Source organism: Kluyvera sp. (assembly GCF_047971185.1).
Lineage (GTDB): Bacteria > Pseudomonadota > Gammaproteobacteria > Enterobacterales > Enterobacteriaceae > Kluyvera.
The window spans coordinates 35,332-48,526 of sequence record NZ_JBKDZH010000052.1 but is presented as its reverse complement, the minus strand read 5'-3'; the positions used below and the strand labels follow the sequence as shown (position 1 = coordinate 48,526).

Annotated in this window: 12 protein-coding genes; 7 read left to right on the top strand and 5 right to left on the bottom strand. The window is 56.9% G+C overall.

The window, feature by feature from the left end:
- Positions 1-32 precede the first annotated feature (32 nt).
- The 3 genes from ftsN to priA form a co-directional block, all read right to left on the bottom strand.
- Positions 33-1,013 (bottom strand): cell division protein FtsN, encoded by a 981-nt coding sequence (ftsN, locus tag ACK5JN_RS15135; RefSeq protein ID WP_416870929.1) that lies wholly within the window; start codon positions 1,011-1,013, stop codon positions 33-35.
- Positions 1,014-1,111: 98 nt separating this feature from the next.
- Positions 1,112-2,134 (bottom strand): DNA-binding transcriptional regulator CytR, encoded by a 1,023-nt coding sequence (gene cytR / locus ACK5JN_RS15130; RefSeq protein WP_416870928.1) that lies wholly within the window; start codon positions 2,132-2,134, stop codon positions 1,112-1,114.
- Positions 2,135-2,284: 150 nt separating this feature from the next.
- Positions 2,285-4,480, bottom strand: coding sequence for a primosomal protein N' (gene priA, locus ACK5JN_RS15125; RefSeq protein WP_416870927.1), 2,196 nt, complete (start codon positions 4,478-4,480; stop codon positions 2,285-2,287).
- 321 nt (positions 4,481-4,801) lie between these two features.
- Here priA and rpmE point away from each other — a divergent pair, with 321 nt between their 5' ends.
- From rpmE to ACK5JN_RS15110, 3 genes are all read left to right on the top strand, one after another.
- Positions 4,802-5,014 carry a 50S ribosomal protein L31 gene (gene rpmE, locus ACK5JN_RS15120; protein ID WP_035892364.1) on the top strand — a complete coding sequence of 71 codons (213 nt, stop codon included), beginning with the start codon at positions 4,802-4,804 and terminating at the stop codon, positions 5,012-5,014.
- Between the two features lie 425 nt (positions 5,015-5,439).
- Positions 5,440-6,120 carry an oligogalacturonate-specific porin KdgM family protein gene (locus tag ACK5JN_RS15115; RefSeq protein ID WP_416870926.1) on the top strand — a complete coding sequence of 227 codons (681 nt, stop codon included), beginning with the start codon at positions 5,440-5,442 and terminating at the stop codon, positions 6,118-6,120.
- Between the two features lie 176 nt (positions 6,121-6,296).
- Positions 6,297-6,473, top strand: coding sequence for a hypothetical protein (locus tag ACK5JN_RS15110; RefSeq protein WP_416870925.1), 177 nt, complete (start codon positions 6,297-6,299; stop codon positions 6,471-6,473).
- Between the two features lie 43 nt (positions 6,474-6,516).
- Here the strand turns inward: ACK5JN_RS15110 and ACK5JN_RS15105 are convergent, their stop codons facing one another.
- Entirely contained in the window at positions 6,517-7,512 is a 996-nt protein-coding gene (locus ACK5JN_RS15105) for a LacI family DNA-binding transcriptional regulator (protein ID WP_416870924.1), read from the bottom strand.
- 232 nt (positions 7,513-7,744) lie between these two features.
- Between ACK5JN_RS15105 and ACK5JN_RS15100 the strand changes: the two genes are divergently transcribed.
- Genes ACK5JN_RS15100 through ACK5JN_RS15090 form a run of 3 tightly spaced genes read left to right on the top strand, consistent with a single transcriptional unit; the run spans position 7,745 to position 11,399 of the window.
- A complete protein-coding gene (locus ACK5JN_RS15100) occupies positions 7,745-8,986 on the top strand; it encodes an MFS transporter (RefSeq protein WP_416870923.1) in 1,242 nt (413 codons plus the stop codon).
- Positions 8,987-9,001: 15 nt separating this feature from the next.
- Positions 9,002-10,438: a glycoside hydrolase family 32 protein gene (locus tag ACK5JN_RS15095; protein ID WP_416870922.1), complete on the top strand. Its 1,437-nt coding sequence runs from the start codon at positions 9,002-9,004 to the stop codon at positions 10,436-10,438.
- Positions 10,439-10,454: 16 nt separating this feature from the next.
- Positions 10,455-11,399 carry an aminoimidazole riboside kinase gene (locus tag ACK5JN_RS15090; protein WP_416870979.1) on the top strand — a complete coding sequence of 315 codons (945 nt, stop codon included), beginning with the start codon at positions 10,455-10,457 and terminating at the stop codon, positions 11,397-11,399.
- Positions 11,400-11,457: 58 nt separating this feature from the next.
- Here ACK5JN_RS15090 and metJ read toward each other — a convergent pair whose 3' ends face one another.
- On the bottom strand, positions 11,458-11,775 hold the full coding sequence (gene metJ, locus ACK5JN_RS15085; protein ID WP_012907792.1) for a met regulon transcriptional regulator MetJ: 318 nt from the start codon (positions 11,773-11,775) through the stop codon (positions 11,458-11,460).
- 259 nt (positions 11,776-12,034) lie between these two features.
- Here metJ and metB point away from each other — a divergent pair, with 259 nt between their 5' ends.
- The gene (gene metB / locus ACK5JN_RS15080; protein ID WP_416870921.1) at positions 12,035-13,195 is read left to right on the top strand and encodes a cystathionine gamma-synthase; all 1,161 of its coding nucleotides are present in this window, start codon (positions 12,035-12,037) and stop codon (positions 13,193-13,195) included.

The window sequence follows — 13,195 nt, the reverse complement described above, 5'->3', positions numbered from 1 at the left end:
TGTAAGTATAGATGGGGGGGTTTTTGGGGGTTTCAACCCCCGGAAGCGAGCCTAATGCAGTTTCCGTGACCGGCCATCTTCAGACGGGCGATGGTGCTGTCGGCGTTATCCTTGCCTTTCACCGGGCCGATGACCACGCGGTTCCAGCCGTTGTTGACGGTGATCTTCGAGTCGAAGCCTTCAAACGCCAGCTGGGCGCGCACGGTTTCCGCCTGTTCGGCACCCTTGAAGGAACCGCACTGTACCATCCAGCGGCGCTCATCTTTTTTCTCGGTCGCTTTCGGCGGCGTCGTTTCATGCGTCACCGGCGCAGCGGCCTGGTTTTTAGGCTGTGAGGCCGTATGGGCAGGCGTTTGCATCAGATCCTGATACGGCGAATTCGACGCCGTGGCCTTCGGCTGCTGCTGAGTCTGAGTCTGTGTCTGGCGCGGCTGCGTGGTGCGGGTTTGCGGCGCCTGCACCGGTTGCGTTTGCGTCCACTGTTGTTGCTGTTGCTGCTGTTGCTGTGACTGCTGCTGCGCCTGTTGGGCAAGACGCTGACGCTGCAGCGTTTGCTGGCGCTGGGCAGGCGTCTGCTCGTTCCACGGCACTTCGGTCAGCTGCGTGGGCTGCTGACGCATATCCGCCTGCATTTGGGCCAGCAGCTGGCGCTGTTCGTCGGTCAGCTGGTTTGGGTTGATCACTTCGCCGCCCGCGGACGGTTCCGTTGGCGCACGTACGCCCGGCTGGCGACTTTCCAGCTCTTTAATATAGCGCCAGCGTTCTTCCGGCTTCGGCGGCAGGCCGTTCCCGGTCATCTGGCGGCTTTGCAGTGATTCGGCGTCTTCTTTTTTATGATGCGTGATGAAGTACAAACCGCCGATAAAAGCGACCACTACCGCAGCAGCAATCGCCACCATGGCAGGAGAGACTGCCGGAAAGCTACTCTGCTTTTTCCGTGTATTCCGTGAAGCGCTGTTCTTGCGCCGCGAAGGTGCCTGCTGGCCGCGGCGTACATAGTCTCGTTGTGCCACTATCGTTTCGCTGTCTTTTTCCGTTAGTTAGCCCGACATGTTACTTAAGCGGCGGGGCTTTGACCAGACAAGCAAGTCCTAAAGCGCCCGGCTTTACATCAAATTTTGCTGGTACTGCCGCGAACGATCAGCTCACAGTCGAGTAGACGGGAACCACTATCAACAAACTGCCCGCTCAGCTGGTTCAACAGCAGCAGCATGGCCTCACGGCCAATATCAAATCGGGGCTGAGAGACGGTGGTTAACGGTGGGTCGCAGAACTCGGCCAGCGAGATGTTATCGAAGCCGATAATCGACAGATCTTCCGGGATTTTCAGGCCGTGACGTTTGGCATAGGAGAGTGCGCCGAGCGCCATAATATCGCTGTGGCAGAACACGGCGGTCGGCGGCTGCGGCAGCGCCAGAAGTTGTTCGAGTGCGGTGGCGCCCGCTTCGTAGGTGAAGTTGCCGCGGGCAATATAGTGAGGGTCAACGGTAATACCGCTGCGGCGCAGCGCCTGGACGTACCCTTGCAGGCGGTAGTGGCACAGCGGCATTTCTTCCGGCCCGGCGATACAGCCAATGCGCTGATGGCCCAGCTCGTGAAGGTAGTTCACGGCATCAAAGGCGGCGGTGAGGTTGTCGATGTGCACCGTCGGCAGGCCCAGCTCCGGCGCAAATTCGTTGGCCATCACCATCGGCGGCAGGTTGCGCTGCTCTTCAATACTGGCGTCGAACGGTAGACGGGAGCCGAGCAGCAGCATGCCGTCGATCTGCTTGGTGATGATTAAATCGATGAAGGTTTTTTCCTGCTGATTCTGATGCGCGCAGTCGCCAATCAGCACCAGATAACCCTGCGCCGCCGCCGTCACCTCGATCCCGCGGATCACTTCGCTAAAGAAGGGATCGCAGATATCCGGGACAATCACCAGGATGGTGCGCGACTCGTTGCGCTTCATGTTGCGCCCCTGCATTTGCGGAAGATACCCGACCTCCAGTGCCGCCTGCTCCACGCGATTACGTGTTGCCTGCGAAACCTTCTCAGGGTTCATCAATGCACGAGATACGGTTGCCGTAGAGACGTTGGCCTGTAGGGCAACGTCTTTCATGGTTGCGGCAACAACCGGTTTTTTAGCCTTCACCTGATTCTCTCCTCACTTACTGGCGCAGGCACGTCCTTTGTGACCTGACATCTGACACACTTTTATCAGATAGTTAGGGGGATCTGTTACAGAATTTTCATCAAAAGTGTGATGATTGTTTGATTTCACGATCCCGCTCGCAACTCTGAATTAACCTTCTATCGGGTCAACGTCGAGAACCCACTTCACTTTGCGGGATTCCGGGAGCGTGTTAATGAGCGCCAGCGTGCCGGTGACGATGTGTTGCAGGCGCACGCGAGAGGGGTGTTGCAGCAGAATTTGCCAGCGATAGCGGCCGCCGCGCTTGGGGGCCAGCGCCGGGACCGGGCCGAGTACCCACAGCTTATCGTCCGCGAGCGGGCTGGCCTGTATCAGGTTACGCAGTTGCTGCAGGAATACCGGCGCCTGCTGGTTGTTGTGGTCTTCCGCACGAATCAGTACGTGGCTGGTGTACGGCGGCAGCTGCATGGTCTGGCGCTCCGCCAGCGCCTGTTCGGCAAAGGCGTTATAGCCTTTATAGAGCAGCGTTTGCAGCAGTGGGTGGTCGGGATGGTGGGTTTGCAGCACCACTTCGCCCTGCTTACCCGCGCGCCCGGCGCGACCGGAAACCTGGGTGTACAGCTGGGCAAAGCGCTCCGCCGAACGGAAATCGGCGGAGAAAAGCGCGCCGTCAACGTCCAGCAGCGCGACCAGCGTAACGTCCGGGAAGTGGTGCCCTTTTGCCAGCATCTGGGTGCCAATCAGAATGCGCGCGCCGCCGCGGTGGACTTCCGCCAGGTGCTGCTCCAGCGCCCCTTTACGGCTGGTGGTATCGCGGTCGATACGCGACAGCGGGACGCCGGGGAACATCGGTGCCAGCACCTGTTCCAACTGCTCGGTGCCTAGCCCCACCGGAACCAGATGCGTTGAGCCGCAGGAAGGGCACTGGCGCGGGATCGGCCGCTGGCTGTCGCAGTGATGGCAGCGCAGGTGATGCTGTGACTGGTGCAGCGTGTAGTAGCTGTCGCAGCGCGGGCATTCGGCAATCCAGCCGCAGTCGTGGCACAGCAGCGTGGGGGCAAAACCGCGGCGATTGAGGAATAAAATCACCTGGTTATCGGCCTGCAAATGCTGGCGCATGCGGTTAATCAGCGCGGGAGAGAGCCCGGCCTGCAGCTGCTGGCCTTTGAGGTCGAGCACGTGCTGAGTGGCCGGCCGCGCGTTGCCCGCGCGGCGCGTTAAGCGCAGCAGGCGGTACTTATGCTGGCGAACGTTGAGCAGGGTCTCCAGTGCGGGCGTGGCCGAGCCGAGGATAATCGGGATTTGCTCGCTGTGGGCGCGCCATACGGCGAGGTCGCGAGCGTGATAGCGCCAGCCTTCCTGCTGCTTATACGAGCTGTCGTGCTCCTCATCAATCACAATGACGCCGAGATTTTTAAACGGCGTAAACAGCGATGAGCGAGTCCCGATAACAATCGCCGCCTCGCCGCTTTTCGCCTTCAGCCAGGCGGCAAGCCGTTCGCTGTCGTTGAGGGCCGAATGCAGCACCTCCACCGGCGCGTTAAAGCGCTCGCGGAAGCGGGCGATAGTCTGCGGCGTCAGGCCGATTTCCGGCACCATCACCAGCGCCTGCTTGCCTTTAGCTAGCACGTTTTCCAGCACGCTAAGGTAGACTTCGGTTTTACCCGAGCCGGTGACGCCTTCCAGCAGCCAGGCGGAGAATTCGTCGGAGGCGCTGTGAATAGCGCCTACCGCGGTGGCCTGCTCGGTATTCAGGCGCAGACGTTCGCCGGGGACGGAATAAGCGGAGCGCCAGTCGGTAATTTCCGGCGCCAGGCTGCCCAGCTCGCACAGCCCTTTGGTGCGCAGCGCCTGCATCGCGCTTTCATTAAATTCCAGCTCTGCGACCTGGTGACGCCAGATCTTTCCCTGACGCAGGGCGGCCAGCGCCTGCTGCTGTTTCGGCGAACGCTTCAGGCTATTAATATCGACCGCCTGCCCCTGCTCGGTGGCAAACCAGAACCACTGCGGCGCGGCGCTGGCGGGTTTCCCCTGGCGCAGCATAATCGGCAGCGCGTGGAACAGGACGTCACCAATGGGATGATGGTAATACTCCGCGGCCCACAACAGCAGTCGCCATACCGAGCTTGAGAACACCGGTTCGCCGTCCAGCACGTCGATCACCGCTTTTAGCTCATCGCGCGGCAGTTCGCTGCTTTCGTTGACCGATACCACTATTCCCACGCGCTCTTGTTTACCAAACGGCACGCGCACGCGGCAGCCCGCTTTGGCGCTGAGGTTGTCAGGCAGCAGGTAGTCGAACGTGCGGGGCAGTGGAACAGGCAGGGCAACGTGAGCAACGGGCATGTTTTCTTCCTGACTTGAAATCTGGCGAGACAGTATACACATTGTAGGGGTGCGGATCAGTTTGCATCTGCTGGTCAAATTCTGTATGATTCGCCGCCTTTGGTGCATTTTGGCATCAGGAACATATAGACAAAATCATTCGAGCTGCATCAAGGCGGCAAGAGAGTGAATCCCCAGGAGCTTACATCAGTAAGTGACTGGTGTGAACGAACGCAGCCAACGCCGAGGCAGCTTGAATGATGCAGTATATATACTATCAACATCGCGTGGTGTCTGGCGTTAGGGCTGGAAGAGCGACGCGGCCTTAACCGAGGTTTTCCCATGAAAAAAGATATTCACCCGAAATACGAAGAAATTACTGCAACCTGTTCTTGCGGTAACGTCATGCAGATCCGCTCTACCGTTGGCCACGATCTGAACCTGGACGTGTGCGGCAAATGCCACCCGTTCTATACTGGCAAGCAGCGTGATGTTGCTACCGGTGGCCGTGTTGACCGCTTCAACAAGCGTTTCAGCATCCCAGGCAGCAAATAAGTTGCCAGGCAGAAAAAAGCGCCTCAGGGCGCTTTTTTTGTGCCCGAAATCAGCGTTCCCGGCTGGTTATCTATCGTTTGATTTAAATTCCCATCCTGAATATATATTTTAAATAATAAGATAAATAAATACTGGTTGTGACATATTCATTTTAATTAACCGGTTTGTCTATTATAAAATTGATTTTATATATTTGATTTGGCTTTTTATTTGTGTTGGTAATAATTTTTGTTGGTGATCTCTATCTCATTTATCTTGAGTTTATTGCCAGTTTTTAGTTTCTCATGGCAGTAATAAAAAGGTGTTGCTATAGATTACAAAATAAAATTTCAGCGTGACAAAAAAAACTACTAAACATCCTTTTTTCTGGTTTGTAAAAACAGAGAAAACTGGACCGCTTGCTGATATTTTTAAGAGTGATTGCAATGAAAACAAAATATGCCCTGTTACTGCTGCCATTATTCGCCGGCGCGGCGCATGCCGGTTACGTCGACTATCGTCATGAGTACTACGACGATGGTCGCAACTACGACCGTGTCTATATGTCGAACCGTTTTGCCACCGGGTTTTGTGTGGCGGTCGAAGCGGTATCGCGCTCTGATGACAAAGAATCTAATCATGCGCTAAACAATATGGAATCCAACAGCGCAGAGTATACGGCAAGCTATCAATTTGAATGGAAAGGATTTATCTGGCAACCGGGGATCGCCGTTGAGACGGGCGACGATATGGCTATCTACAAGCCATATATTCGCGTGCAGTATAATATTAACGATAACTGGTGGACGGCCTTCCGCTACCGTACCGAGTATGCTCGTCGTAATGGTGACGGACGTGATGACCGCACCGTTTATCGTCCAGAGGCCTGGCTGGGTTATAACATTGATAACTGGATGTTCGAGCTGAACGGTATTTATAAGGTAGCGGATAGCGAAGATCTCTATAATAACGATAAGGATGATTATGAATATAACTTCCGCGTCGCGTATAACATCAATTCATGGGTACCGTTTGTGGAAGTGGGTAACGTCTCTTCAGGATATAATACCACCACTACCGACGACCGTCAGACGCGCTACCGTATTGGTCTGGGTTATAACTTCTAATTATTAATTACGCAGGCAGTACCTTATTTACTACTTAGCGATTGTCTAAGAGGCTATTTAAAAAGGGCGTAAAATAAATTTACGCTCTCAGTCAGTACCACAGAGCATGTGAGGCGAAAGGCGGCGGGAGCGATCCCTCCGCCTTTCATTTTTTCGCATCTTAGTCAGGATTTTTTGTGATGGGTGTCACAAAAATCTTGCGCGGCACGGCGAATGCGCTTATTATCTGCCCATCAAATGACCTCAAACTGAATACGGGTAAAGGTGTGACTATGCTGACTGCAATCAAAAACGTTTTTGTTTCCTACCTGATCTCCATGTCTGAGCTGCATCCGGAAGTGACTCGCTTCTAAGGCGCTGAAAAAATTCGAAAACCCGCTCAGTGAGCGGGTTTTTTTATATCGATTTTCCGGGCAGCCACGGGCTGGCTACGCGTACCGTCTCGCGATGCGTATCGCCATTAATTATATGCAGCGCGCTGAGGCGGCCAATCTCATAGTGCGGCAGCTGTACCGTAGAGAGCGGCGGCAGGAACAGATCGCCAATGCCCACCATATTGTCATAACCCAGCACCGCTACATCCTCGGGGATCCGTAGCCCCTGCGCCAGCAGCGTCTGATAAACCATAAACGCGATGCGATCGTTGCCGCAAATCACCGAATCAAACTGAGGCTTACCCTGCTTGATATGCGCCAGCACGTTGGCGGGCATATCGCGATAGTGCGCATCGCCGTACTCCATATAGTAATGGGTCAGCGTATCCGGGTTGATACCCGCTTCCCGACAGGCGCGCTCCAGACCCTGGCGGCGGCGTACGGTCGCCAGATGATTTGCTGGCAAGTGCAGGCACAGTGGACGCGTGTAGCCTGCCGCCAGCAGGCCCCGCACCGCGGTATACTGACCCTGTTCGTCGTCGGGAATAAAGCTGGCGACCGGGTCGTTCAGGCTTTCGCAGTTTGCCAGCACGCACGGCAGGGTGAGCAGCTTGGCGGGAACGGGGACCTGACGCAGGCCCATGGTGGTGTAAATAATGCCGCCGGGACGGTGCGAGAGCAGCAGGTCGACGATGGACTCCGGGCTATCGTCAGAAAACATATTCACCACAAAACTGTTCCAGCCGTGCGCTCTTGCGGTCTCTTCAATCGACAGCGTGATCTCGACCGAAAACGGCGTCGTTACCGTATCCAGCGCCAGCACGCCGATGGTTTTCGGCGTATCGTGCGCGCCGCGAATACGTTTGGCGGAGAGATCGGGAACATAGTTCGTTTGGGCAATAGCGGATTGTACGCGAGCCAGCGTTTCCGGCTTGAGCCGCTCCGGGCTGTTCAGGGCGCGGGAAACCGTCATCAACGAGACGTTGGCCAGCTTCGCTACATCTTTTAAAGATGCCATATTTCAGACTCCACGATTGCAACAGAACCACTAACTTACTGATGTAAAAGGATAGCGCGTTATTCTAGCGCACTCTACGTGTCCGTTATGCCAGGAAATAGTTGATCACGATCTTATTTCTACCATGTTAACGTTAACTTTTGTGATTAACATCGGATATCGCGACGAAACAGCATGAGTTCTGTTTTTTGTTAACGTTACCATTGCGGCGTTAATCCACGATGAGATTGCCATGATGAAAGAACACGATTCTCACAGTTATCTGCTGCTCAGTGCTCTGCTGTTTTTCTTTTTTGTCACCTGGTCTTCTTCAGGTTCGCTGCTCTCTATCTGGCTACACCAGGAGGTGGGGCTACAGCCAGGCGATACGGGGATTATTTTCTCCGTCCTGTCGGTTTCCGCGCTGTTTGCGCAAATCTGTTATGGGTTTGTGCAGGACAAACTTGGCCTGCGTAAACACCTGCTCTGGTATATCACCGTACTGCTGATTCTCTCCGGTCCGGCGTACCTGCTCTTTGGTTACTTACTGAAAATCAACATCTTGATCGGCAGCCTTTTTGGCGGCCTCTACATTGGGCTGACCTTCAACGGCGGGATCGGCGTGCTGGAGTCGTATACCGAACGCGTGGCTCGTCAGACGCATTTCGAATTTGGCAAAGCGCGAATGTGGGGCTCGCTGGGGTGGGCCGTGGCAACCTTTTTTGCCGGGCTGCTGTTTAATATTAACCCGCAGCTTAACTTTGCGGTGGCGAGCTGCTCGGGGCTGGTCTTTTTCTTCCTGCTGGCGCGGCTCTCGGTACCGGCCGATGCGCAGGCGCTTTCGGCAGAGGGCGAGAAGGGCAAAGTTAAGCTGGAGGACGCGCTGCGTCTGCTTACGCTGCCACGTTTCTGGGCGCTGGTGTTTTTCGTCATTGGGACCTGCATTTACGGCGTCTACGATCAGCAGTTTCCGGTCTATTTCTCCTCTCAGTTCCCGACGCTTCAGGAGGGGAACGCCATGTACGGCTACCTGAACTCCTTCCAGGTGTTCCTCGAGGCCGCGGGCATGTTCTGCGCGCCGTGGCTGGTAAACCGCATTGGCGCCAAAAACGGGCTGATCTTCGCCGGTATGGTGATGGCCCTGCGTATGGTGGCATCGGGGCTGGTTGAAGGCCCGCTGCTGATATCCATCACCAAACTGCTGCACGGCGTAGAGCTGCCGGTGCTGCTGGTCTCCATCTTTAAATACAACAGCGCCAACTTTGATAAACGCCTCTCCTCAACGCTGTATCTGGTGGGATTCGCCTGCACCAGCTCGGTTATCGCCACCGTACTGTCGCCGCTGGCGGGCTACAGCTATGAAAAATATGGCTTTGCCGAATCCTATCTGTTTATGGGCGCGCTGGTGTTCTGTACCACCTTCATTTCCATTTTCCTATTACGCGCCAGCAAGCCGGCCTCCGATCCGCTGCTGACACAATCTTCTGCTGTCTGAATAAGAGTGAAGAATATGACGTTTTCAATTGCCCAAGCTGAACAGGAACTCGAAAAACGCAGCGCCACGCTGAACCCGCGCTGGTATCCGCGTTACCACCTTGCCGCCCGGGCGGGCTGGATGAATGACCCGAACGGGCTGGTGTGGTTCAACGGCTGGTACCACGCGTTTTACCAGCACCATCCCTACTCAACCCAGTGGGGGCCAATGCACTGGGGCCATGCGCGGAGTAAAGACCTGGTGCACTGGGAGCATCTGCCGGTGGCGCTCGCGCCGGAAGGCCCGGAGGATAAAGACGGCTGCTTCTCCGGTTCGGCGGTGGTCGACGGCGATACGCTGGCGCTGATTTATACCGGGCATAAGTTCCACGGCGATCCGAGCAGCGACGATAACCTCTATCAGGTGCAGTGCCTGGCGACCAGTCGCGACGGCGTTCATTTTGAGCGCCAGGGACAGATTATTGATACCCCCACCGGGTTGCATCACTTCCGCGATCCAAAGGTCTGGCGTGAAGGCGATACCTGGTACCTGATTGTCGGTTCACGCGTGGGCGATACCGGACAGGTGCGCCTGTACCGCTCCGCCGATCTTCGCCAGTGGCAGGAAGAGGGCGTGCTGGCCGAGGCGCGGGAAGGAATGGGCTATATGTGGGAGTGCCCGGATTTCTTCAGCCTCGGCGGCAAACGGGTGCTGATGTTCTCGCCGCAGGGCATCGCGGCGGAAGGCTACCGCAACCGCAATCTGTTCCAGAGCGGCTATCTGATTGGCGACTGGCAGCCGGGGCAGCCGTTTTCGACCGACGGCGAATTTGTCGAGCTGGACCACGGGCACGATTTTTATGCCCCACAAAGCTTCCTGGCGCCGGACGGCCGCCGCATTGTCATCGGCTGGCTGGATATGTGGGAGTCGCCGACGCCGGAGCAGCAGGACGGCTGGGCGGGGATGCTCTCTTTACCGCGCGAAATTCGCCTCGGCGCGGATAACCGTCTGCAAATGGTCCCGGCGGAAGAGGTCGCGACGCTGCGCGGCAGCTACTATCCGCTGCTGGCGCAGCAGCTGAAGAACCAAACGTCGGCGATTGTCGATGATGCTGAAGCCATCGAGCTGGAACTGACGTGGGAAACGCAGGGGGCGACGGCGGAGAGCTACGGCCTCACGCTGGGTGAAGGGCTGCGGCTATATGTTGATGCGCAGGCGCAGCGGCTGGTTCTCGAGCGGCGCTATCCGCACTGTGGGCTGGACGGCGCGCGTAGCGTGGCGATATCCACCGACGCGCCTCTGACGTTGCGGGTATTTATCGACCGCTCCTCCATCGAAGTTTTCGTCAATGATGGCGAAGCGTGCCTGAGCTGCCGGATCTACCCGCAGGATGGCGAGCGTCAGCTGGCGCTCTTTGCCAGCCACGGTACAGCGACGCTGAAAAATGGCGGCTACTGGCCGCTGGATCGCTAAGCGAAGGAGAAACATGATGAACATTTGGGCCTTAGGCGATGCGGTGGCGGACCTTCTGCCGTTATCGGAGACGCGCTACGAGGTTTGCCCCGGCGGCGCGCCGCTGAACGTCGCGGCGGGGGCGGCGCGCTTAGGCTGCCGCAGCGGGTTTATTGGCCGCGTCGGCGACGATCCTTTCGGCCATCTGATGCAAAAAACGCTGCGGGAGTATGGCGTCGACGTGGCGGCGATGGAGCTGGACAGCCAGCGCCGCACCAGCACCGTGGTGGTGTCGCTGGGCAAAGACGGCGAGCGGGACTTCACCTTCCTGGTCAACCCCTCCGCCGATCAGTTTCTGTCGACGCAGGCGCTGCCGGCGTTTGGCGCAGATATCCTGCACTTTTGCTCGCTGGCGCTGGTCGCACCGGCCTGTCGCGATACGCTGGCGCAGGCGATAGCGCGGATTAAACAGCAGCATGGCCTGCTGAGTTTTGACGTCAACCTGCGCGAGCAAATGTGGCCTGAACCCGCAAGCATGCTGGAGACGGTACGGCGGTTTGCCCATCAGGCGGATATTCTGAAGCTCTCGGAAGAGGAGTGGTATTGGTTAACCCAAACCCAGCGCTTTAGCGAAGCGATTACCGCGCTTGAGGCGTATCCCGCAAAGCTCAAAATTGTGACCTACGGGGCGCAGGGAGCGATGGTGATGTATCAGGGCGGCGTCGTGCATTTTAACGGCTATGTGGTTGAGAGTGTCGATACGACGGGGGCGGGCGATGCCTTTATGGCTGGGCTGCTGGCCAGTATCGCCCAGCAGGGAATGCCTGATGATATTGCGCAGCTCCATCGCGCGATGGCGCAGGCCAGCGCCTGCGGCGCGTTGGCGACCACGCAGAAAGGGGCGCTGTCGGCGATCCCCGACCGCGAGGCGGTGGCACAGTTTATTGCCGCTCGCCCCTTGCCCGAGTATGAGGTGAAGTAACGCTCGCTGACAATAAAAAAGCCGGGAAACGTTGGCGTTTCCCGGCTTCTTCAGCCAATCAGTACTCCCACGTCTCCGGGTCGATCCCCAGCTCACGCATAATTTCTTTCGCCGCTTCCGGAATTTCATCGCTGCGCTCTTTTCGCAGGTCTTCATCGTTAGGCAACGGTTGACCGGTAAAAGCATGCAGGAACGCTTCACACAGCAGTTCGCTGTTGGTGGCGTGACGCAGGTTGTTCACCTGACGACGCGTGCGTTCATCGGTGAGGATCTTCAACACCTTCAGAGGAATGGAAACCGTAATTTTTTTTACTTGCTCACTCTTCTTACCGTGCTCAGCGTATGGGCTGATATATTCGCCGCTCCATTCAGCCATGAGATACCTTTAATCCTCTAGTCATTAGTTAACAGGCCGGTTCACAGCCATGATCGCGCGTAGTGTACCGTATGGGCCGTGCGCTGACACGCGCTTCGCCTTCGCAGATGTGCGCTAATGCATATAATTTTAACGGCTATTTGCCAATAGCTCAATCTATACGCAAAGAGGTTTAGATGTCTAGATGTATTGACGGCTATGGCAACAATGTTTACTCTGGGGTCTGACTTTTCACAGACCTTGCCAGGAACGAATCCTCATGACCCGTAAACAGGCCACCATCGCAGTGCGTAGCGGATTAAATGACGACGAGCAGTATGGTTGTGTTGTCCCGCCAATTCATCTTTCCAGTACCTATAACTTTACCGGTTTTAACGAACCGCGTGCGCATGACTACTCTCGTCGCGGTAACCCGACGCGTGACGTGGTGCAGCGGGCGCTGGCGGAACTGGAAGGCGGCGCGGGCGCGGTCCTGACCAATACGGGCATGTCGGCGATTCACCTGGTGACCACCGTTTTCCTCAAGCCGGGCGACGTGTTGGTCGCGCCGCACGACTGCTATGGCGGCAGCTACCGTCTGTTTGATAGCCTGGCGAAACGCGGCTGCTATCGCGTGCTGTTTGTCGATCAGGGCAATGATGAAGCCTTAAAAGCGGCGCTGGCGGAAAAACCGAAGCTGGTGCTGGTCGAAAGCCCGAGCAACCCGCTGCTGCGCGTGGTCGATATCGCGAAAATATGCCAGCTGGCGCGTGAAGCCGGCGCGGTGAGCGTGGTGGATAACACCTTCCTCAGCCCGGCGCTGCAAAACCCGCTGGCGCTGGGCGCCGATCTGGTGCTGCACTCCTGCACCAAATACCTGAACGGCCACTCTGACGTGGTGGCGGGCGTGGTGATTGCCAAAGACCCGGATACCGTCACCGAACTGGCGTGGTGGGCGAATAATATCGGCGTCACCGGCAGCGCGTTCGACAGCTACCTGCTGCTGCGCGGCCTGCGTACGCTTTCCCCGCGTATGGAAGTGGCGCAGCGCAACGCGTATGCGATTGTTGACTTCCTGAAAACCCAACCGCTGGTGAAAAAGCTGTATCATCCTTCTCTGCCGGAAAACCAGGGCCACGAAATTGCCGCCCGCCAGCAGAAAGGGTTTGGCGCGATGCTGAGCTTCGAGCTGGACGGTGACGAGCAAACGCTGCGCCGCTTCCTGAGCGGGCTGTCGCTGTTCACCCTCGCGGAATCGCTGGGCGGGGTAGAGAGCCTGATCTCTCACGCGGCGACCATGACCCACGCGGGCATGGCGCCGGAAGCGCGCGCCGCCGCGGGGATCTCTGAGACGCTGCTGCGTATCTCAACCGGTATTGAAGATAGCGAAGACTTAATTGCCGATCTGGAAAATGGATTCCGGATCGCAGCACAGGGGTAA

Excerpts from the sequence above, each read along its gene's own strand:
- rpmE (WP_035892364.1), top strand. The coding sequence starts at position 4,802 with ATGAAAAAAGATATTCACCCGAAATACGAAGAAATTACTGCAACCTGT.
- ACK5JN_RS15095 (WP_416870922.1), top strand. The coding sequence starts at position 9,002 with ATGACGTTTTCAATTGCCCAAGCTGAACAGGAACTCGAAAAACGCAGC.
- metB (WP_416870921.1), top strand. The coding sequence starts at position 12,035 with ATGACCCGTAAACAGGCCACCATCGCAGTGCGTAGCGGATTAAATGAC.
- ACK5JN_RS15100 (WP_416870923.1), top strand. The coding sequence starts at position 7,745 with ATGATGAAAGAACACGATTCTCACAGTTATCTGCTGCTCAGTGCTCTG.
- metJ (WP_012907792.1), bottom strand. The coding sequence starts at position 11,775 with ATGGCTGAATGGAGCGGCGAATATATCAGCCCATACGCTGAGCACGGT.
- ACK5JN_RS15090 (WP_416870979.1), top strand. The coding sequence starts at position 10,455 with ATGAACATTTGGGCCTTAGGCGATGCGGTGGCGGACCTTCTGCCGTTA.
- ACK5JN_RS15105 (WP_416870924.1), bottom strand. The coding sequence starts at position 7,512 with ATGGCATCTTTAAAAGATGTAGCGAAGCTGGCCAACGTCTCGTTGATG.
- priA (WP_416870927.1), bottom strand. The coding sequence starts at position 4,480 with ATGCCCGTTGCTCACGTTGCCCTGCCTGTTCCACTGCCCCGCACGTTC.
- ACK5JN_RS15115 (WP_416870926.1), top strand. The coding sequence starts at position 5,440 with ATGAAAACAAAATATGCCCTGTTACTGCTGCCATTATTCGCCGGCGCG.